The organism is Sphingopyxis sp. 2PD, assembly GCF_005503695.1.
Lineage (GTDB): Bacteria > Pseudomonadota > Alphaproteobacteria > Sphingomonadales > Sphingomonadaceae > Sphingopyxis.
This window is the reverse complement of the sequence record NZ_SCMU01000017.1, coordinates 36,325-56,592: the sequence shown is the minus strand read 5'-3', so window position 1 is coordinate 56,592 and position 20,268 is coordinate 36,325. Positions and strand designations below refer to the sequence as shown.

20 protein-coding genes, 1 tRNA gene and 1 pseudogene are annotated in these 20,268 nt (G+C 63.0%); 16 read left to right on the top strand and 6 right to left on the bottom strand.

Annotation, left to right across the window (positions count from 1 at the left end):
• Positions 1–731, top strand: a pseudogene (locus tag FFS18_RS12230) (hypothetical protein); the annotation flags it as partial.
• 1 nt (position 732) lies between these two features.
• On the top strand, positions 733–1,008 hold the full coding sequence (locus FFS18_RS17905; RefSeq protein ID WP_502704175.1) for an HGGxSTG domain-containing protein: 276 nt from the start codon (positions 733–735) through the stop codon (positions 1,006–1,008).
• 13 nt (positions 1,009–1,021) lie between these two features.
• Here FFS18_RS17905 and FFS18_RS17480 read toward each other — a convergent pair whose 3' ends face one another.
• Positions 1,022–1,165, bottom strand: a complete 144-nt coding sequence (locus tag FFS18_RS17480) for a hypothetical protein (protein WP_171005303.1) — start codon at positions 1,163–1,165, stop codon at positions 1,022–1,024.
• A 424-nt stretch (positions 1,166–1,589) separates the two neighbouring features.
• Here FFS18_RS17480 and FFS18_RS12220 point away from each other — a divergent pair, with 424 nt between their 5' ends.
• Positions 1,590–1,931 (top strand): hypothetical protein, encoded by a 342-nt coding sequence (locus FFS18_RS12220; RefSeq protein WP_137871052.1) that lies wholly within the window; start codon positions 1,590–1,592, stop codon positions 1,929–1,931.
• A gap of 126 nt (positions 1,932–2,057) precedes the next feature.
• A complete protein-coding gene (locus tag FFS18_RS12215; protein WP_171005302.1) occupies positions 2,058–3,338 on the top strand; it encodes a hypothetical protein in 1,281 nt (426 codons plus the stop codon).
• A gap of 154 nt (positions 3,339–3,492) precedes the next feature.
• On the opposite strand, the gene FFS18_RS12210 is transcribed toward FFS18_RS12215, so the two are convergent.
• The 3 genes from FFS18_RS12210 to FFS18_RS12200 all read right to left on the bottom strand — a co-directional run bounded on the left by FFS18_RS12210 (position 3,493) and on the right by FFS18_RS12200 (position 5,055).
• Positions 3,493–3,876: a hypothetical protein gene (locus tag FFS18_RS12210; RefSeq protein WP_137871050.1), complete on the bottom strand. Its 384-nt coding sequence runs from the start codon at positions 3,874–3,876 to the stop codon at positions 3,493–3,495.
• A 112-nt stretch (positions 3,877–3,988) separates the two neighbouring features.
• Positions 3,989–4,345: a hypothetical protein gene (locus FFS18_RS12205; RefSeq protein WP_137871049.1), complete on the bottom strand. Its 357-nt coding sequence runs from the start codon at positions 4,343–4,345 to the stop codon at positions 3,989–3,991.
• Complete coding sequence (locus FFS18_RS12200; RefSeq protein ID WP_137871048.1) at positions 4,342–5,055, bottom strand: hypothetical protein; 714 nt, start codon at positions 5,053–5,055, stop codon at positions 4,342–4,344. Before FFS18_RS12200 ends, FFS18_RS12205 begins: the two co-directional genes overlap by 4 nt.
• Positions 5,056–5,206: 151 nt before the next feature.
• On the opposite strand from FFS18_RS12200, the gene FFS18_RS12195 reads away from it, so the two are divergent.
• The 8 genes from FFS18_RS12195 (at position 5,207) to FFS18_RS12160 (ending at position 13,744) form a co-directional block, all read left to right on the top strand.
• Positions 5,207–5,425, top strand: a complete 219-nt coding sequence (locus FFS18_RS12195) for a helix-turn-helix domain-containing protein (RefSeq protein WP_249340389.1) — start codon at positions 5,207–5,209, stop codon at positions 5,423–5,425.
• Positions 5,422–5,814: a hypothetical protein gene (locus FFS18_RS12190; protein ID WP_137871047.1), complete on the top strand. Its 393-nt coding sequence runs from the start codon at positions 5,422–5,424 to the stop codon at positions 5,812–5,814. Before FFS18_RS12195 ends, FFS18_RS12190 begins: the two co-directional genes overlap by 4 nt.
• Before the next feature lie 70 nt (positions 5,815–5,884).
• Entirely contained in the window at positions 5,885–6,271 is a 387-nt protein-coding gene (locus FFS18_RS12185; protein WP_137871046.1) for a hypothetical protein, read from the top strand.
• A gap of 71 nt (positions 6,272–6,342) precedes the next feature.
• Positions 6,343–6,909: a hypothetical protein gene (locus FFS18_RS12180; protein WP_137871045.1), complete on the top strand. Its 567-nt coding sequence runs from the start codon at positions 6,343–6,345 to the stop codon at positions 6,907–6,909.
• 14 nt (positions 6,910–6,923) lie between these two features.
• Complete coding sequence (locus FFS18_RS12175) at positions 6,924–8,051, top strand: hypothetical protein (RefSeq protein ID WP_137871044.1); 1,128 nt, start codon at positions 6,924–6,926, stop codon at positions 8,049–8,051.
• The gene (locus FFS18_RS12170) at positions 8,048–12,763 is read left to right on the top strand and encodes a thermonuclease family protein (protein ID WP_137871043.1); all 4,716 of its coding nucleotides are present in this window, start codon (positions 8,048–8,050) and stop codon (positions 12,761–12,763) included. Before FFS18_RS12175 ends, FFS18_RS12170 begins: the two co-directional genes overlap by 4 nt.
• 47 nt (positions 12,764–12,810) lie before the next feature.
• Positions 12,811–13,566, top strand: a complete 756-nt coding sequence (locus tag FFS18_RS12165; protein WP_137871042.1) for a hypothetical protein — start codon at positions 12,811–12,813, stop codon at positions 13,564–13,566.
• Positions 13,556–13,744 (top strand): DUF6961 family protein, encoded by a 189-nt coding sequence (locus tag FFS18_RS12160; RefSeq protein ID WP_137871041.1) that lies wholly within the window; start codon positions 13,556–13,558, stop codon positions 13,742–13,744. Before FFS18_RS12165 ends, FFS18_RS12160 begins: the two co-directional genes overlap by 11 nt.
• A gap of 253 nt (positions 13,745–13,997) precedes the next feature.
• On the opposite strand, the gene FFS18_RS12155 is transcribed toward FFS18_RS12160, so the two are convergent.
• Positions 13,998–14,930, bottom strand: coding sequence for a GNAT family N-acetyltransferase (locus FFS18_RS12155; RefSeq protein ID WP_137871040.1), 933 nt, complete (start codon positions 14,928–14,930; stop codon positions 13,998–14,000).
• A gap of 89 nt (positions 14,931–15,019) precedes the next feature.
• Here FFS18_RS12155 and FFS18_RS12150 point away from each other — a divergent pair, with 89 nt between their 5' ends.
• The 3 genes from FFS18_RS12150 to FFS18_RS12140 all read left to right on the top strand — a co-directional run bounded on the left by FFS18_RS12150 (position 15,020) and on the right by FFS18_RS12140 (position 19,192).
• Positions 15,020–16,522 carry an ABC transporter substrate-binding protein gene (locus FFS18_RS12150; protein WP_137871039.1) on the top strand — a complete coding sequence of 501 codons (1,503 nt, stop codon included), beginning with the start codon at positions 15,020–15,022 and terminating at the stop codon, positions 16,520–16,522.
• A gap of 40 nt (positions 16,523–16,562) precedes the next feature.
• Positions 16,563–16,985, top strand: coding sequence for a DUF4112 domain-containing protein (locus FFS18_RS12145; RefSeq protein ID WP_120218116.1), 423 nt, complete (start codon positions 16,563–16,565; stop codon positions 16,983–16,985).
• Positions 16,986–17,086: 101 nt separating this feature from the next.
• Positions 17,087–19,192, top strand: coding sequence for a prolyl oligopeptidase family serine peptidase (locus FFS18_RS12140; protein WP_137871038.1), 2,106 nt, complete (start codon positions 17,087–17,089; stop codon positions 19,190–19,192).
• A 58-nt stretch (positions 19,193–19,250) separates the two neighbouring features.
• On the opposite strand, the gene FFS18_RS12135 is transcribed toward FFS18_RS12140, so the two are convergent.
• Positions 19,251–19,336: transfer RNA gene (locus tag FFS18_RS12135), tRNA-Tyr, on the bottom strand.
• A gap of 80 nt (positions 19,337–19,416) precedes the next feature.
• Here FFS18_RS12135 and rlmB point away from each other — a divergent pair.
• The gene (rlmB, locus tag FFS18_RS12130; RefSeq protein ID WP_137871037.1) at positions 19,417–20,184 is read left to right on the top strand and encodes a 23S rRNA (guanosine(2251)-2'-O)-methyltransferase RlmB; all 768 of its coding nucleotides are present in this window, start codon (positions 19,417–19,419) and stop codon (positions 20,182–20,184) included.
• Positions 20,185–20,268 lie beyond the last annotated feature (84 nt).

Sequence of the window (20,268 nt, the reverse complement as noted above, 5' to 3'; positions counted from 1 at the left end):
CCCCCCCCCTTCCCTGTGCCGCAATCATCAAAAATCATCGGTGGCGATTTTTCGCTCACGCCAGACAAGGAAACGACCAGCAAATGAATGACCACACGAAGGCCTTGGCATTGACCGATGACGACCGCGCCTTGGCTCGCCCTCACATTCCCGGGTGGGACGATCTGACTGGAACGCGACGCGATGAATTGGCAGCACAATGGTTGCGGAAAGAGGGCCGACCAACGCGGGCGAAGGTCAGCATCACATTTGGCGAGAACGGCGTCGCTACCGTGGATGCGCCTGTCGATGCCGACAAGGCCAGCTATTCGGTCACCATCTACGAGGCCTTCGCAACCAAGTCGGGGGATTTTCTGGCGAGCCGCCTGATGGAAATGACCCAATTCTTGGCCGCGCACGGGTCAGCAAATAGCGACCAGATCAACGGAATGTTGGCCTTCATAGGTGGGTGCAATCCTGAGAACGAACATCAAGCCGGACTTGCCACGCAAATGGCGCTGACGCAGTTCGCTGCCAATAAGGCGCTCGCTCGCGCAGGATCGGCGGATGATCTCGAAAAGTTCAATGCGTTCATGAACGCCGCCACAAAACTGTCGCGTACCTTCGTGATGCAAACCGAGGCGCTGGCGAAGCTCCAGCGCGGCGGTGTCCAGACGGTCAAACACATAACAGTCAACGAGGGCGGTCAAGCTGTCGTGGCCGATACCTTCCACCACGGCAAGGGGGGCTGACGTGCGAGAAGTGGCGAACGACCCCATACAGCCACGCCAGTTGGAAGCCGCGCCACGTTGCGGCGCGAAAACCCGCCGCGGTACACCGTGCATGGCTCCGGCAGTTTCAGGCAAAAAGCGCTGCCGCCTTCATGGTTGCGCCAAGGGTAGCGGCGGGCAACCCGGCAATCGGAACGCTTGGAAGCATGGCAACCGATCCGCCGAGAATGAGCGCCTGTTGCGACAAATGCGGGCGCTGTGGCGTTCATCTCGGCAATCGCTGGACGGGTTGGTCTAGTGTCACCCGCGATCTACGACTGATTGAGCCTGTCGGCCTCAGCCTGCGCGAGCGCCGCGCTCGGAAACACCTCATCGATCGCCGTCTCGGCCTCGCCATCGACCAGTACTACGAACCAGTCACCGTCTGGATCGGGGCCGCGAATTTCGTATGTCATCGCTGGGGATACTTTCTTGCTACCGCGCTGGTTCGCCATTCCCAAAAATAGGCGAGCGATTGGATTGCATGCTCCAGTGCGTCCTCATCGGTCGGCCCCCGCCCTACGTGGATCGGCTTTGGCGTGTCGGTGATGTGGACGATCTGCGCGGTTGCCTCCCATCCCCGACCAACGTCGGCAACCGATGTCCGCAGCTCGCATCCGCAGGGCAGCATGTCTAGGAGGACTTGGGCGCTTTCCACTCGTCGATGCTAATCCCGCCATCGACCGGCGCGCAATGATTCGGTGAAGTGGCCCCGCGTCCTGAGGTCGCATAGACGCGGGGTTGAGGTCCATCTGCCGCAGTTTCGTGAAATATTGGTGACGATGCCCTGTTGGCTGAGCGCACGCACCCATGCGATGCTGGCACAGGAAAGGAATCGGCATGTCGGAAGGTGGTGGCTGGATAGATTACTTGATCGCGAGCGATGACCCCTCCGACCGGGCATTGCTGGACGAGTTTCGCAATCAGGCTTGGGCCTATGGTCAGCTTATGCAGCACCTCACCGCCGACCCCGCGAACATTAACGCCGAGAGCTTTGCGATGCTGGGAGAGGGGCGGGAACGGGAAAACGAGTTGCAGGATCGCGTTCGGGCGCGCGGTGAAGCTCTGCGCGCCGCTGGCCGACCACCATGCGATGATGCTGCGTTCAAGGCGTGGCGGGCAACATGGGTGCCGCTGGCCAGTCATCTGCCATCGGAAGACGGGGACATGCCGCGGGCCTGATGCAGCAACGCTACCTGCCGTTCGCGGTCAACGGCAATGACGCTGCGAGATGGCATCCGTAGCGGCCTAGATTAAATGCGCGCCGATGGAGTAAGAGGGCAAGCGCAGCATTGGGGGAGGCGAGCGATGGCGTCGGGAAAAATCTTGGGAATGGCGTGTGCTGCGCTCCTGCCAACCTGCGGCATGGCTGCCGAAATTAGTCATGACGAGGACGCGGACGGAGCGATAATCTTCATATTTGGCGAGATCGTTGCTGGCGACGAAAAGAAGTTCCGCGAGCTGTCGATCCGCTTTCCCGATGCCATGGTGGGCCTTCACAGCGAAGGCGGTGCAATCGTCCCCGCAATGGAAATAGGTCGCCAAATTAGGTTGCGCGGATATTCGACGGTCGTCACGGGCAATTCAAAATGCACCTCTGCATGTGCCTTAATCTGGCTCGCGGGATCTCCGCGCTACTTGGAACCCGCCAGCTCACTGGGATTTCATGCCAGTTATAAAGATCAGGGTGGCAGGCTTGTAGAGACAGGCGTCGGCAACGCGTTGGTGGGACACTATCTGTCACAGCTAAGCCTTTCCGACCGCGCCGTGATCTTTGCCACCAGCGCATCGCCATACCAAATTAGCTGGCTTAACGAGGGTAATCGCACGTCCTCCGGCATTGAGTTTTCGATGATTGCGGACCGCATCGGTGGAGCGCCCACGGAGAAAAAAACCGCAGGAAAAGCGCAATCACGCCGTCCACCGCCATCCGCCCCGCCGCCCGTTTACATTCCGCCACCGGTGAGAAAATCACCGACATTTGAGGAATCCGTTGCCCAACTAGAGCGGGAAGAACCGTTCTATGCTGCGATAAGGCAGAATTTTCCCGCTGAAAATGCTCGCCTCCGATCTATCCTCGGGCAAGGACTGGCGAGCGGTAATCGACAAAAGATGCGGCGAGATCTGCGGGCGTTAATAACGCCGCTTGTGACCTCGCGGGTTTCGAGACTCCCGGCCCCCATTCTCGAAAAGTTTATCCAGATGAGCATTGAACAAACCAGATTCATGCAAGCTGAGCGCCCTGGTCTTTGCTCTGAATATCTCGACGGGGAAGATATAGGGATGGATACGTTCGTGCCCCCATCTATGGCGCGGAGAGAGGTCGAACTTTACGACGAAATTCTTCGCGCCAAACTAGTACCGGCTCCCCCAAAGATGAGCGATGATGAGATTGGCTCAGCATTAATTAACCCACTCACCGGCATGGGCAAGCGTCTAGGTCTCACGTTTGACGAGATGGTTGCTGCCATGAACAAGCAGGGTCCAGAGGTGCGCCACTGCCAAGTCGCAGCGGCGTTGTTCGAGGCGGTGCTTTCCATGCCGAAAGAGGACGGCATTCCGTTGTTGCGCCAGCTAATGTCGGATTAAAAGCCTTGGGCAATTGTCCCGCAAAATGCGGAACAAAGACATCAGTTGTCTGGCCTATAAGTATCCAAACAAATAGGGCGGCAAGGTCATCCCTGCCGCCCTTAGTCTTTGGGTCGCGGTGTCCGCCTAGGTGCGGATCATTGCTGTTCGGCGACTAGCTCACGTCCCACGTTGTCGGCGCGAAGCCCTTGGGAGGGTATAGGATCACGGCCCCGCAATCCTCGCCGTCAAAGGTCGGACGTGGGCTGCGCCGATAATCCGCTTCGCCTGCATCGGCTATGGGGCAACCCGGCCCGCTGTCCGTGGTGCCGTGCATGGCAAAGACGCTAGGCCCGGTTGTCAGCTCGTCCTCGTCCATCATGCCTGCCGGGTCGTCGTCCTCCATGTCCTCGGTCGTGGCGTCGGTTTCGTCCAGATGGTCGATGATCCGCTGCGCCAGCCTTTCGAGCGTGGCGCGGGGCAGCGACGGTATCAGGGACAGGGCGATGTCGGCGGGGAGCCGTGAAGCCCCCCGCTTGTGCCATTGCAGCGCGCTCATGACAGCACCCGGAAGGCCAAGTCCACGGCCTGCACGGTGAACCACGAAACGACGACGCAAGCCGTCCAACCCTTCGCCGTCATAACCGGGCTTTCGGCTTCCCTGCGGGCGCTCATTGACCGAGCCTTTCGAGTGCGGTCATCACGTCCATATTGAGGCCGACGCTGCCTTTCGCGAGCTTCATCAAACCCCGGATAGCGGGATGACCAACGGCGCCGAACGCGACCAGCTTGGCGAATTGCTCTTGGGGCATGACGTGGAGCATGGCGAGCAACAACCAGCGTTCCGGCGTCATCGGGTGCAGCGCCCGTGCGATCTCGTCGGCCTCCCGCAACGTCGGGAAGCGGAACGGGAACGCGGCCCCTTGTTCCTCGCGGATCGAACGCATGGCGTTGCAAGCTTCGCGCGTTCCCGGTTGGCGGACCTTGCGCGGGGCTGCGGTCGGCAGCTTGACGACGGCGGCGCTCACTGGTCCGGCCCCTTGCTGACCGCGACGCGGATGCCGTTGGCCCGCATGTGCGCTTTGAGCGCATCGACGCCGCCGGGGACCATGCGGATAGCCTCGTAGCGGGTTTTCATGGTGGCGTCGTGGTGAGCCTGCGCGTGGAGGAAATGGTTATCGCGCACGGCGTCGGGCCATGCCGGATCGGGCGCTTGGTAGGCGGGCGACAGGTCATAGACCGTCCAGCCGATTTGCGCTTTGCCCTCGTCGTCGATCACGACGCTGCCGCCGTCTGCCTTCCATGCGGCCAGCCATTTCTGGACGAACGCGCTTTGTGCTTCCTTCTGTGCGTCGAGCGAGCGAAGCGCCGACATGACCAAGCGGTCTTTCCAGTCGCGCCGGTCGCCCTGCGCTGTGAAGTGGTCTAGGTCCGCGCGGTAACATGGCCCTTCGTCCTCGGCGGTGTCGAACAGGTAGGTTGCTGCGGTCCATAGCTGCAATTCAGCGCCGCGGGCCGTGGTGGCAATGCTGGTGCAGATTTCCGCCTCGGCAACGTCGATGACGGACCAGAGGGCGGTTTGCTCGTCGGTGCCGCTGCCGGTGGTCGCAGGGTCGGGCGATCCGCCAAGGGCCGCAAAGGCTGCGGCTCGGCGGTCGAATGCGGCGATGATTGCCGCGTCGTCGTTCGTGCTTAACGTGGTGGCGCCGTTGGGCGCACTGATGCTATCAGCTTTCATGTCGTCATCCCTCTTACTCTGGGTTGCGATAGGACCGGGGATGGGACGGCAATCCCGCCTCGGTCCGCCTAGGCTTCTGGCCTTGGCGATAACATCGTTATCATTGCTAAAGCGGTTGCGTCAATCTTTTTGTGATACTATTGTTATCGCCATGACACCGACGCAATCACGCATGGCGCGCGCCGCCCTGAAATGGTCACTGACCGATCTGGCAACCCAAGCTGGGGTAGGGCGCGCCACGGTTGCGCGTCTTGAGCTAGGCGAGCCGGTGGCTGTCGAAACGATCGACAAGATGAAAGCTGCCTTGTCTGCTGCTGGTGCCGACTTCACGCGCCGCGCTGGTCGCGTCGGGGTGACGGTGCCGGAATGAACAGGGCCGCCTTGTTAATAGCGGTAGCTGTCCTTGCACCATCTGTCGCAGCGAGGCCTTCGGAGTGCGCTCGATTCGACGGTGCGGTGATACTATCAGAGGATGGTGTGTTTCTTGGCCGCCTTTCCGACCAGTACGACGAAAAAAGCGTCTTCAATAAGTTTGGTACGCATGGGAATCGCTTCGCCGCTAACAGCATTTGGAATAGATTTGGCAGCTACGGTTCTGAGTTTTCTACCAAAAGCCCCATGAATAAATTCAGCACTGAACCACCTTATCTGATCGTTGAGGGGAAAGTAATCGCGCGCCTCACGAAAAACGAATTTCTGCCTGGCGCCGTTGATCCGGTTATTTTGGCCGTTGCATGCTACGGATATGAGCCAGAATGATTCACCACTTGGCCTAATCTTGACGCGTTCGGCAGCATAGGCGACATATCCGCCCCTGATGGGGTGAGATATGCTCGACGTTCTCGGTAGTGAGGCAATCCAAGCCGGTCGCGATCTAGCGATTGCTGGCCTCGTCTATCTGGCGTTTAAAACTGCCCGAGAAGCTACGTCATCGTCGGGCCGCATACCGGTAATGCTCAAGGGCACAGGGTTCGTGCTGGCCATTGCGGCGTTCGCTGCTTTCACCCTCGGCAACCCGTCATGCGACGACGGCGATCCCCTGTTCGGATCCTGCGCGCAGTCCGCAGACGACGGTTTCGAGGCATCGGACGCGCAGCGCGCCGGGACGTTCCTTTACTGGCTGCTTCTGTTCGGCGTCCCTGTCGGCATGGGTGCAATGTCGGCTCGCGTCGATCCGCTGAACCCTTGGGGGAAGCCGAGAAAACGGTTCCACTGACCCCCTGAAACAATTGGCACTAAAAATGCCAATACCTTGACTTTTTCGTCCATCCGTGCTTTATCCTCGGCGTGGGCTGCGACTGGCGCCGACCGCTAAACGGTCGAACCGAAGACCCCGCCAGAGTCTCCACAAAATCCACCAGCCGCAGCCCTCCCCAACAGGAGGCCACCATGCACGACGATTCAGTCGCCGACGACACGCGCCAAAATATCGCAGACCTTCGCCTTGCCAGTGCTGGCGATGCGCAGGCGCAGTTCCGCCTGTCCCGTTCCGCCCGCGCATTGGTCGTTGCCGGTGAGGCTGACGAAATCGTCGCCTCTATTGAGGGGCTAACTTACGCCCGTCTCGCCGCGGCACAGGGTGTTCCAGATGCGATCATGCTGGCCGCCGATCACTGTAGCCACTTGGCAAAGGTCTATTCGGACTGCGGCGAAGATGAGTGCGCCGCCGATTGGGCCGGTCAGGCTATCGGAATGTTGGAGATAGCGACCGACTTGCTGCCCGCGTCGAACGCCGCCGCGCTGATGCAAACCCTCAACACCGCTGCCGACATGGCCAGCCCCGAAATCATGGCCCAGGCCAAGGTTTATCGTTCGATCTTCGCGCCCGTATTCGGCGCCGCTGCCTTCGCCTGAAAGGACTACCGACAATGACCACGATGCAGCCCCGCACCGCGATGGAAGCCGCACAGCTCGGCTTGCTCATGCCGAATATCCCTCGCGGCATTTTTGGATCGGGGCGCCGCCGCGCTGGCTACACGCCGGGACGTGACGGCACCGGGGCATCTGGCGGCGTAGCCATGTCGCCCCCGCTCGATCCCGCCGCCGCTCCCGGTATGCAGCCCCCACCGATCAGCGAAGCCCCGCCGCCGCCTGCTGACTGGAAAAAGACGCTTGGCGCAACGCTGGTGTCGCAGCTTCCCCAGATGGCAGCGAACAACGGCCTGCAAATGGAGCAGATGAACCCGGCCCCCGCAATGCGCGGCGGTAGCATCGGCAGCCTCGGCAATCGCGGCATGTTCGGCAGTATGCCGACCTTGCCCCCTCTCACGTCGGGGACGGAGGCCGACGCAATGCATCTCGACAAGATCAGCAACCGGGGCGCGCCACCGATCGATGACGCGAACGGCAAGGGCAAAAAGGGCATCGACTGGCGCATGATCGCCGGTATCGCTGGCGATGCGCTGCTGGGTGCTGCCGGGCAGCCGGGTATCTACGGCCCGAATATGTGGAGGCTGCGCCAGCAACAGGCCGAACATCAGGACCGCATTGCGCAGATGCGCGAACAAGCCCGCATCAAGCTCGCCGAACCGGATTACGCCACGGTCAACAATCGCCGCGTCCGCATCGATCCCACGACCGGGCGCGCCGATGTGCTGTATGAAGCGCCGCAAGATTTCGAGGACTATGCCGCTTCGCTGGGCGCCGAACCCGGAACGCCAGAATTTGAACGGCTCGTGCAGGACTATGTGCTGCGCGGCAGCGGACCGACCGCGACCGACAATTACAACACCCGGGAAGAATGGCGCCAAGACAACCGGCTCGAATTGGAAGGCGAACGCCAAGGCAATCGCGAGGCTCTGCTGGGTCAGCGCCAAGCGGGGCAACGGGCGCTCAAGGGCGTTCCGACCTATCGGCAGGCCAATCCCCTGCCGCCTCGTTCCGGGGGGCGCTCTGGCGGTTCTGGCGGCGGCATCCGTGAAGGTCAGACCGCAACCAACCCGCAGACGGGCGCCAAGGTCGTCTATCGCGGCGGCAAGTGGGTGCCTGCGAAATGAGCGGGCTTCCTCCCGGCTTCCAACTGGACCCTCCCAAGCCGAAAGGCCGGGGTCCGCGCCTCGATGGCTACACTCCGACCGATGACGTGGTTGATCTCGGCACGTCGGCCCCGCAACCGCCAATCCTTCCCGGCACCCGCTTGCAGGCTACAGGCCAAGTCATCGACGGCGACACCATGCGGTTGTCGTCGGGCCGCAATGGTCGGCTGTTCGGGATCGATGCGTTCGAGAAGGGGCAGATGGGCTACAAACCGGGGCAGGCGCCGATCAACCTTGGCGACCTTTCCGCTGGCTCGCTGTCGGCCTATATCCGCCCCTCGACCTCGCTCATCGCCACCGGCAAGCAGACTTACGGGCGCCCCGTCGTCACGCTGGGCAGTGGCCCGACCGATCCCGCCTTGCCGATGCTATGGCAAGGTGCGACGCTCGCCGCGCCTGATTACCTTAAGGGCGATCCTGACCGCCGTGCTGCCTACACAGAAGCCGAACGCCTTGGGCGTCTGAACAATCAGGGCGCCCACGCCACGCAATATCTGGCGCCCGATGTCCACCGCAAGGCCGACCGCTGGAACCTCAAGCTGCGCCCCGATGAAAGCGTGGAGTTTACCAACGATCTGCCGGAACTGCGGCCCGAGTTTCAGCGCCTGACCGACGAAGAGGAACGCGACTTTTACGGCTTCCTCGCCAGCAAGTCGGGCGATGCCAATTTCAGCCAGGCGGACCTAGACGCCTATTGGAAGGGCAAGGGGCGGCAGGCTTCGGAGGCGGCGGACCCTGAGTTTATCGATAGCATTCGGTCGGGCCAAAAGGTCGGCGCGATTGACTATTCGGCATGGGATGCTGCCACGCTGGCCGACTTCAAAAAGCAAAACGCCTTTGCCGGTATGCGGCCCGAAGTGCAGGAAGCCTATGGCTCCCTCCTGTCATCGCCCGACGCCACGCCAGAACAGCTTGCCCAATTCGCCGAAGTGAACGGCATGACATTCGATCCCCGCGACGTGTCAGCCTTCTTTGAGGCCCGGAAAGCGGGACGCACGGCACCTATTCCGCTGCCCCTGATCGATCCCGGCGACGGTCGCACTGGCGCTGCTGCTCGCGGCTTTGGTGATCCCCTGGGCTTCCTCGACGAATTGGGGGCTGTGCCTGATGCGCTCGGCCTCACTGGCTACCGGGAAAACGTCTTTAACAGCGACCGCTCGTTCGGTGACATCTACCGCAACAACCTACGCCAGAACCGGGCGATCATCGATTATGACGAAACCAATCATCCCTATATGCGGGCTGCCGGTCAGCTTGTCAGCGGGGTTGCGCTACCGTTCGGTGGCGGTGTCCGCGGTGCTGCCGGGTTCGCCAAGGCTGGCGCTGCTGAGGGCGCAATCTACGGGTTCGGGTCCGGTGACGGCAACCTGTCGCAACGCCTCGCCAACGTCCCGCTAAATGCCCTTGGCGGGGCTGTAATCGGTGGCGGTGTGGGCAAGGGTCAGGAACTGCTCGCCCCAGCGTTCAAGTCAGCGATCTCCCGGCTGGCACAGTTGCGCGCTGGTGCCGCTGCTCCCCGCCAGCCGAGGCCCTCTGTCGGCCCGGTGGCAAACGCTGCTGACGATCTGCCCGAAGGCTTCACGCTCGATGCGCCGCAATCAGCCGACATGGCAGCCGATAACGCCATGCCGTCCCTGTCGTCGCCGCGCCTGCCCGATGTGATCGATGTAAGCGCCAACCGCACCACGCGTCTGCTGGATGGCCCGACGCCTGCCATGATGAACGCGGCGGCTGCTCGCGTTGAACCGGGCGACGTGCTGCCCCGGCCTGCCAATGAGGTCCAGTCGCTCGATGAGTTTGGCGGGATCAGTGAGGGGCTTTACCCTGAGGTCCGCGCACCACGCGAACGCGACTATCTCGATACCCGCCAATTCCCCTCGCGGGCCAATCCTGAAAACACGCTGAGCCGCAAAGGCCCGCTTGATCTGGCGGCCTATGTCCGGTCGGAAGGTGGGGTTGCCGATTTCCGCGGCGAACTGAAAGCCGCTGGCCTGTCGAACGCACCCCGCAAGGGCGATGACTTTGCCGGGGGCGAGAACCGCCTAGGCCCGCTGTTGAACGACGAAAGCGGCTCATCGCTGGACGACATGGCGCAACGGGCATGGGAGGCCGGGTATTTCCCCGATCACGCCACGCGCCCGACCGTCGATGAATTTGTGACCGCGCTGGGCGATACCTACCGGGGGATCAATCGGACGTTCCGCCCCGATGACTTCGCCGAGATTGACGCGTTCAATGCGGCCCGCGATCAGCGCCTTGCTGTCGAACGTGCCAAGCAGGAAGGCGCCCCGCTGGTCGATGATATGGGCCAGCCCGCCACCTTCGACGACATCATTGCCAACACCCCGCCCGCAACGGCCTATGACGACTGGACTAACGCGGTCGTGTCGAAGGTGGGCAACGTGCGCGTCGATAAACTGGACAGCCCCCAGGACATCGGACAGGCGCTCAAGATTGCTGACAACGTGGCAGGCGGCTTCGATGCTGCCAAGCGCGGCAAGATCAGCTTCGCAGAAACGCAGGCGCTCGCTCAAGACTTGGGGATGACCGCCGACGATCTGATTGCCCGCCGCAAGGGGCAGGCATTCAGCGCAGAAGAGGCCTATGCGGCCCGCGCGATCCTCGCGAAGTCCGGCACGGAACTGGTCAACCTCGCCAAGCGCATCAAATCGCTCGGCGTCGATCCCGGCTCGGAGGCGCTGGCATCGTTCCGCAAGGCGCTGGTGCGACATACGGCAATTCAGGAGCAGGTGTCAGGGATGACGGCAGAAGCGGGGCGTGCTCTGTCCGCCTTCCGCATGGCAGCCGATAGCCGCGACATACCGGGGCGGGTGCTGGAAGGCCTCGCAAACGCGGGGGGCGGCTCTGGTCGCCTGATCGATGCCGCCGACCGGATCATTGATCTGGAGCGCGACCCCGCCAACCTCAACCGCTTTATCGAACAGGTCAGCAAGCCGAAGTTTTCGGATCGGGCGCAGGAAATTTGGTACAATTATCTTCTGAGCGGGCCGCAGACGCACATGGTCAACATGCTGTCCAACACCATGACGGCGCTGGGCCAAATTCCCGAACACGCCGTCGCGGCAGGGATCGGTGCAACCCGCCGCGCCTTTAGTCGTGAGGCGGCTGATAGGGTGCTGTTCTCGGAATTGGGCGCTCGCTCGATTGGACTGCTGCAAGGCACGAAAGAGGGCATCCGCGAGTTTGCCCGCGCGTTCCGGACCGGCGAGGCTTCGGATTTCGTGACCAAGATGGAATCGCAGACGCAAAAGGCGGTGCCGGGTATCAAGGGCGAAGTGTTGCGGGTTCCGACACGGTTGCTGACGGCAGAGGACGAACTGTTCAAGGCGATGGCCCGCCGTATGGAGCTATCGGGCCTCGCTGTCCGGCAGGCTGCCAACGAGGGCCGTAAAGGTCAGGAAGCGAAAGACCGCGTTGCCGAGCTGGTAGCGAACCCACCCGATGACATGATGGAAAAGGTTCTTGATTACGGGCGCTATCTGACTTTCCAGCGCCCACTCGGTGACGGGCTGGCCGGAACGCTGTCGCGCTATTCGCAGAATCATCCGCTCATCAAGGCGATCTTGCCGTTCATTCGGACGCCGACGAACCTGATCAAGTTTACCGCGGAACGCTCGCCCCTCGCTCCCATGGTCACAGAATGGCGCAAGGATTTCATGGCAGGCGGCGCACGTCGTGATCTGGCAATTGCGAAGGTGATGGTTGGTTCCGGCGTGGGGGCCGTCATTGCCGAGCTTGCGGCGAAAGGCATCGTCACCGGATCGGCCCCGAGCGATGATAACCAGCGCGGCCTGATGCTGGCCAACGGCTGGCAACCCTATTCGATCAAAATTGGTGACCAGTATTACAGTTACCGCCGCCTCGATCCGTTCGCGATGACGTTTGGGACCGCCGCCGACCTCGCCACGATGGGCGAAGGGATGACGGAAAGACAGCGTGAGAAAGGCGCGGCGCTTTGGACGGCCTCGGTCGTTGCGAACCTTGCGAGCCGTACCTGGCTCTCGGGCGTCACTGACGCGCTGGAAGCCTTGCAAGACCCGGAACGCCATTCGGACAACTTCATCAAGCGGCTGGTCGGCGCTGCCACCGTTCCCACGGGTTCGGCGCAGATTGCCCGCACGATCGATCCGAAAATGCGGGAGGCGCCGGACATCGCCTCTTATATGTCGTCCCGTATGCCGGGGCAGTCGGATAACCTGTTGCCGAAGCGCGATGTCTGGGGTCAGCCCATTGTCAGCGAAGGCGGCGTTGGTCCTGATATCCTCTCGCCCATCTGGACGAGCACCGACCGCAACGATCCGATCACAAAGGAAGCTCTGCGCGTCGATGCCACCATATCGAAGCCGCAAAAGGGCGACCTGACCGCCGAACAATATGACCGGCTGCAAGAGGTTGCCGGGTCCGTTGGCCGCAGGTGGCTGGGTCAGCTTATCGCCTCGCCGGAATATCAGGCGCTCGATACCGAGTCGCAGGCCGACGAGATTGGCGACGTGATGACGCGAGCGCGGAAAGCGGCAAAGGCCGCGGTGCTGACTGGCGAGCCGATACTGGACCAGCGCCCGGTGAAGGGCGAGCGCAAGCGCCGACCGGCTGGGTTGCCAGAAGGGTTTGAGGTTGATCCGCTGCCAGATGGGTTCGTTCTGGACCGTTAGCGCACCTCCGGATTGCCTCCCGCTGGCCTTCATGTCATCCCGGCATAATGGCTTTTCCGACGTTTACCGATTTGGCGGCACTGGCGGACGATCTGGCGCTGCGCGGCGCCTCTCCAAAACTGCGCTCGGCCATTACTATGGCGTGGCGCGCGCAATCCTGCCTAGGCGATTTAAGGCAGTGTCAGGACTGCGTAACTCTTTTGCGCCAGAGCATTGAGGAATCTCGCAACACTGACACTGCGGACATAATGGTGATTGAGCGTTCGCTTATGTCAACAGCGGTCATGTTGTACGCTCGCGCCACCTCTACCAGTGGGCAGCATGGCGAAAGGGGTTCGATCCAGCTCGAACAAAGCAAGATGCAGCCGGACGAATGGGACGATCATTGCAAGATCCTCGCTGTCCGAAACCAAGCGATGGCCCATGTGTATTCTGATCGGGACGCTGGCGACCACATTTGGCATAGAGATGTGTTCTTTGCAGTCGAGAGGCCGCACGGGGGTTGGTCGGTCGCGTCGGCATCAAACCAGACCAGTTATCATGCGCCCACATTGCGGCGTTTGGAACGAATGGTGCCGGTGGCGATCATCGCGATCAAAGCCAAATTTGATAAACGAATCTCGGCGGTGACGTCGATGCTTTCCGGCAATGTAAAAGTCGCGCTGCTCCGCAAGCATGCGTTCAACCCTGAAACCGTGTTCGGCTCTACTGAGGCTGTCGAGGCCATCCTTGACGGACGCGGTAAGGGCGATGCGGCGTTCTGGGTGAACAACGGGAAGCCTGTGGACGCTGATGACCCTTGAGCGAGAACTGTGGGCCTGTGCGCTACTGATCGAGCGCGAGCACGGCGACGGCGCAGATGCCCATATTGCCGAACGCGTCGCGACGTTGGCACTGGCTGGCGATTTTGCTGGCGTCGAGCGGTGGCGAGCCATTGCCGACAAGCTGGATCGGCTACGAGATGGCGGGGCTGTGACCTAACGGCACTATTGGCGCTATCGGCACGAACGGACGGAGAACGGGGTCTTGTGCAATCCGTGTGTAATCGTGTCGGGGAACCGACCGGCGAATCGGGAACAGGCAGGAACAGCCTAACCTGTCAAATTTCGCGGATTTTCCAAGCGTCGGGATTGATCGGGAAGCGCCGGGAATGTTACGCGACGGGACTTAAAATCTGCCATCCTCTGGATATGCGGGTTCAAGTCCCGCCGTCCGCACCAGCAATCCAGCCCCGTCAGCGACGGATAAGCGCCTTGACTTTGGCACGCAGTCCCAGATGGTCGAGCACCGCCTTGCCACGCGCCGCCGCGCCGTCGATCCCCTGCATCGCCGCCAGTGTTAGCCGGTTTCGCAGCGTCGGGCGGAGTATGAGTATATCGGCGCAGGCGATGGTTGCGCGGCCGAACTGCGCCTTGTGCGCGCCATCGCCTTCGGTGAAATCGAAGGCGCGAAAGCGGTTTTCGCCATATAGCGCGCGCATCGCCTCGACATGCAAGACCGTGCCGGGCGAAAGATCGGCGTAGTCGGGATCATAGCCAAGATAGGCATAGACCAGCACGTCGTGCTCGACCGGCAGATACAGATAGGCGATCGCCCGCCCACCCGCGAACAACAGAAAGGCGCGGATCTTGTCGTCCGCAGCGGCGGCAACCGCCTGCGCAACGTCCGCCACGTCGCAAGGGAGCCCGGCCTGCATCAACCGGGCCTGATAGGTGCGGCGCGACAGATCGCCCGCGATCGCCATGAATTCGGCGACCTCCGCCGCAGTGCGATAGGAGCGGACGGTGAAACCACCGTCGAACTGGTCGCCCAGCCGCCGCGCCTTGCGCGACAGCGTCGAACGGGTCTTTGACGAAAACCCCTGCCACCAATCGTCGAAACTGCCGCCCTGCATCGCGATATAGTGGCGCGGATAATGCTGGCGGACGGCGAACAGCCAGCCGCCGAGTTGGGCGCGGAGCGCGGGCAGATGGTGCGCCGGCAGCGACCGCAGCAGCCAGCCGTCGCGCCCTGCCGGCGGCAGCACGACCGCGCCCCCTGCCAGGGCGGCGTCCAGCCCGTGCGGGACCACGCTCAATTGCCGCCGGACATGCCCGACCGCGCGCCCGGCCACCTCGACGCGCAGCGCCACCGATTGCCCCGGTAGTTGGTCGCCCTGCCCGTTCATTCTCTCACCATTTGCGACGATAGCCCTATTCCGGTTTCGCAGCCTTTGGTTATGATTGGCTTACGCAGACGAAAAGGACCAGACCAGGAATGACGGCGGCAGGCAGATATCGGCGCACCACCATGCTGATGGCGGCGGCAGGCCTTGTGCTGACCGTGTCGAGCTGCGGCCTCTTCGGAGAGGCGGGCCCGGTGCGGATCGCCGCGATGGGATCGATCAACCCTGCCGCCAGTCCGCTGAACGGCGAATTGTCCGCGACCAACGCCGCGCTGCTCGACGCGACGTCGCAGGGGCTGGTCAGCTATGATGGCGAGGGCCAGATCGATACCGGGCTGGCCGATCGCTGGACGGTGACCACCGACGGGCGAAGCTATATCTTTCGGCTGCGCGAGGCAAAGTGGGGCAACGGTCGCAAGGTGACGGCTCAGGATGTCGCGGCGATCCTGCGCACCTATCTGGCCCCGGCGAGCCGCCACATGCTGAAAAACGACTTCCCGGAAATCGAGACGATCCGGGCGATGACCGACACGGTGATCGAAATCCGGCTGTCGGTGCCGCAGCCCGCGATTCTCGAACTGCTGGCGCAACCGTCGATGGCGATCGTCAACAAGGGGATGGGATGGGGTCCGATGCGCGCGCGCAGGATCGGCCGCGCCATCCTGCTGTCGCCGGTGCCCGATCCGCTCGCCGAAGACCCCGCCGCCGCCGAAGCCGCCGCCAATGATCCCGCCGCGTCGATCGAGCTTGTCGGCACCTCGCCCGCGGGGGCGCTCGCGCGGTTCAAGAACGGCTATGCCGACGGAGTGGTTGGCGGCCGATTTTCGACCCTTCCCTATTTCGCCGCATCGAACATCGCGCGATCGCGGCTGGTCTTCGACCCCGCGCCCGGACTGTTCGGCCTGTCATTCGTCCGCGCCGAAGGGTTTCTGGCGACCGACACCAATCGCGACGCGCTGACGCGTGCGATCCGGCGCGAGCGGCTGGTCGAAGCGTTCGGGCTTGAAGAATGGCAAGCGCAGCTGACCTTGCGCCCCGTCGTGCATGTTCGCAGTGGCGGCCCCGCGCCGTTGCAGCCGGCATGGGCCGACTATGACGATGCGTCGCGGCAGGCGCAGGCGAAACGCGTCGTCGACGCCTGGCGCGCGGCGGGCCGCGAGATCGAGCCGATCCGCATCGCCGTCCCCGATTCGCCGGGCGGGCGCATCCTGTTCGCTTATATCGCCGCCGATTTCACCGCGATCGGCGTTCCCAGCCGCCGGGTGGCGATGGCGTCGACGGCCGACCTGCGCCTGATCGACGAGGTAGCGCCCAATGACGATCCGCTGTGGGCGCTGCGCCGCCTGTCGTGCCGACGCGACACGCTGTGCAATCGCGAGGCACAGGATTTGATCGAACAGGCGATGCGCAACATCGACGTCGGCCAGCGGTCGACCCAAGTGACCGAGGCCGAGGTCGTGCTGGCGCGCTATACCCCCTTCATCCCTCTCGCCACCCCGCTCCGCTGGTCGGTCGCCGCGCAGCGTCTGACCGGCTTGCGCCCGAACCCGCGTGCGCAGCACCCATTGAATCATGTGATCGCCGCTCCCAACTAAAATGACGGCGCCAATCTTGGCGCTTTATGAAAGCACGCCCATGGCCCCTTCGCCGCCCAATCCCGACGCCATTTTCGACGCGCTGATCCCGAACCGCACCGACCCTGCGGCGCTGCGCAAGCGCGTCGAGACGCTGGAAGTCCTGCTCGAACGCAGCTTCGTCATTCCTGGCATCAATCGCCAGGTCGGCCTCGACGCCGTCGTCGGTCTGGTACCGGTGGTCGGCGACGTCATCGCCGGACTGATGGGCGCCTATCTGATCTGGGAAGCGCGCAATCTGGGCATGCCGAAATGGAAGCTGTGGCGCATGGCCGGGAACGTCGGCGTCGATACGGCGCTGGGCGCAATCCCGCTGGTGGGCGACGCGTTCGACCTGTTCTTTCGTTCGAACAGCCGCAATCTCAAGATCATCAAGCGCCACCTCGACAAACATCACCCCGGGACGATGATTATCGATCAATAGCCCCGTCTTGGCGCGGAACGAAACGACGCCGGGTAGAGCCTTCCCCTTGGGTGTCTGATGATGCTAGCACAGCGTCACCATACCCCAGGGGAGATATATTGATGATCCGCGCCAGCATTGCCGCGCTTGCTCTCAGCTGTTCGTTCGGGGCGGTCGCCGCCGCGCAAGAATCCGATCCCTATCTGTGGCTGGAAGACATCGAAGGCGAAAAGGCGCTCGGCTGGGTCAAACAGGAAAATGCCGCCACCGACGCGCTGGTCGTCAATCGCCCGGGTTTCGAAGCCGATCGCAAGCGCGCCCGCGACATTCTGGACGATGATCGCCAGATCGCGATGCCCGGCGGCGTGATGGGCGACATGATCGTCAACTTCTGGCGCGACGCCGCCAACCCCCGCGGGCTGTGGCGGCAAAGCCCGCTCGATGCCTGGCTGGCTGGCAAGCCCGAGTGGACGACGCTGATCGACGTCGACGCACTGGGCAAAGCCGAAAAGCAAAGCTGGGTGTGGCACGGCGCCGAGTGCTTGGCGCCCACCTATACCCGCTGCCTCGTGTCGCTGAGCCCCGGCGGCACCGACGCGGATGTCGTGCGCGAATGGGACCGGACGACCAAAAGCTTTGTCGAGGGCGGGTTCACCGTGCCGCAGGCGAAAAGCAGCGTTACGTGGGAGGATGCCGACACGCTGCTGGTGGCGACCGATTATGGCGCGGGCAGCATGACCGCGTCGGGCTATCCCCGCATCGTCAAGCGCTGGAAACGCGGGACACCGCTGGCCGCCGCCGAAACGGTGGCAGAGGGTGAAACCGAAGACGTCGGGATGAACGTCTTTGCGCTGACCGATGGCGACCGGCGCTGGCCGATGATCAGCCGCGGCAAGACATTCTACACCGCCGACATCAAGCTGCGCAGCGGCGACGGGTCGCGCTACATCTCCACCATCGTCCCCGACACCGCGAGCATCCGCGACGTGATCGGCGGACAGCTCATCATTTTCCTCAACCAGCCATGGTCGGGCATCCCCGCGGGATCACTCGTCTCGCTGTCGCTCGCCGACATGGCCGCCGACCGGCAGGTGCCGATCGTCACGGCGATGACGCCGACCAGCGCGCAGGCAATCGAGGAGGTGTCGGCGACCGACAATATCCTGTGGGTCAAGGCGCTGGACGACGTCGAAGGCAAATTGTTCGCGCTGCGCCGCAACCCGGCAACCGGCCAATGGAGCCAGAAGGAGGTGCCGCTGGCCGCCAACGCCACCGTTGGGATCGCCGGGACGGTCGGCAAACGCGACCTTGTGCTCGCTACCGCCGAAACGATGCTGACCCCGCCAACCCTCTATGCAGTAGCCGAAGACAAGGCGCCGCAAGCGGTGCAGAGCCTGCCCGCGACCTTCGACGCCAAGGACATGACCGTCGAGAAACGCTTTGCGACGTCGAAAGACGGCACCAAAATCCCCTATTTCCTCGCCCGCAAAAAGGGCGCCAGCGGCCCCGTCCCCGCGCTGGTCCATGCCTATGGCGGTTTCCGCGCCGCACAGACGCCTGGCTATCTCACCGGCCAGCCTTACCGCGCCGGCCCGCTCGGCCTGTACTGGGTCGAGGGCGGCAATGCCTATGTCCTCGCCAACATCCGCGGCGGGGGCGAATATGGTCCGGCCTGGCATCAGGCGGCGCTGCGCGAAAAACGCCAGAACAGCTTCGACGACCTGCACGCCGTGGCCGAGGATCTGGTCGCCGCCGGGATCAGCGCGAAAGGCAAGATCGCGATTTCGGGTCGTTCGAACGGCGGCGTCCTGGTCGGCGCCGCGATGACGCAGCGCCCCGACCTCTATGGCGCGGTCATCTCCGGATCGCCGATCAAGGATATGTGGCGCTATGACAAGATGCTCGCGGGCGCGTCATGGGTCGCCGAATATGGCGATCCCGACGTTCCCGAAGATTGGGCCTTCCTGTCGAAATATTCGCCCTATCAGGCAGTGCGCAAGGGCGTGAAATATCCGCCGATCTTCCTTTACCTGTCGACCAAGGACGACCGCGTTCATCCGGGGCACGCCCGCAAATATGCGGCGCGACTGAAGGAACTCGGCAACAGCGTCTATTACCACGAATATATCGAGGGCGGCCACTCGGTCGGCGCCGACCACGCCGAAGACGCGGTCCGCGCCGCGATGCTCCACGCCTTTCTGCTGCGTGAACTGGTGGAGAAGAAATAACGCGATCACCCCGGAGCCTCTCGGGCTCCGGGCCATTGCTGGCATCGATCGAAGAGGGTGGTGGACAGGGCTGGATTCGAACCAGCGTACGGAAACCCGGGCAGATTTACAGTCTGCTGCCTTTAACCACTCGGCCACCTGTCCATGGGGTCCGCTTTGGGAAGCGGTCCAATGGCGAAACGATGCTTGCCTGTCAATGGCAGTCGTGGGAAAGGCGCCCCATCATGCGTCAATTTTCTCGCCATCGCCGTCCCGCCGGGCAAAGCCAGCGCGGACAGGCCATTCGCTTCTGGGGTCGCCACGCCGTGTTGGCGGCGCTCGCCAACCCCGAGCGCACCGTCAAGCGCATCTGGGGCACCCGCGATGCGCTGGGCCAGCTCGATCTGCCGCCGGTGGTGCCGATCTCCTATGCCGACGTCACCGACCTCGCGCGACTCGTTGCGCGCGATGCGCCGCACCAAGGACTCGTGATCGAGGTCGAGCCGCTGGAGGGCATCTACCTCGGCGACCTGTTGCAGGAAGAGGTCGACGCCGAAAGCAAACGTCCGCTCGTCATCCTAGACCAGGTCACTGACCCGCATAACATCGGCGCGGTGCTGCGTTCGGCGGCGGCGTTCGACGCGGCGGCGATCATCACCCAGGATCGGCACAGCCCGCCCGAAAGCGGCGTGATCGCGCGATCGGCGTCGGGTGCGCTGGAGACGGTGCCATGGGTGCGCGTCGTCAACCTGTCGCGCGCGCTGGAGGAAATCGCGGAAGCGCAATATTGGCGCATCGGGCTGATGGGCGACACCGAAACGACGCTCGGGTCGACGCTAGACGGCAGCAAGGTTGCGCTGGTGCTGGGGTCCGAGGGCGACGGCATGCGGCACAATGTGATGGAACATTGCGATGTGCTAGCCAAGCTGCCGATCTCGCCGCGGATGGAGAGCCTCAACATCTCGAACGCCGCGGCGATCGCGCTCTACGCGGTCGCGACGGCGGGCAAGTAAGCGTCGCCCCCGCGAAGGCGGGAGCCGCAAGCGGCCCTTTCCAGCGCCGCCGATTAAACCGACAGCGGCCCCCGCCTGCGCGGG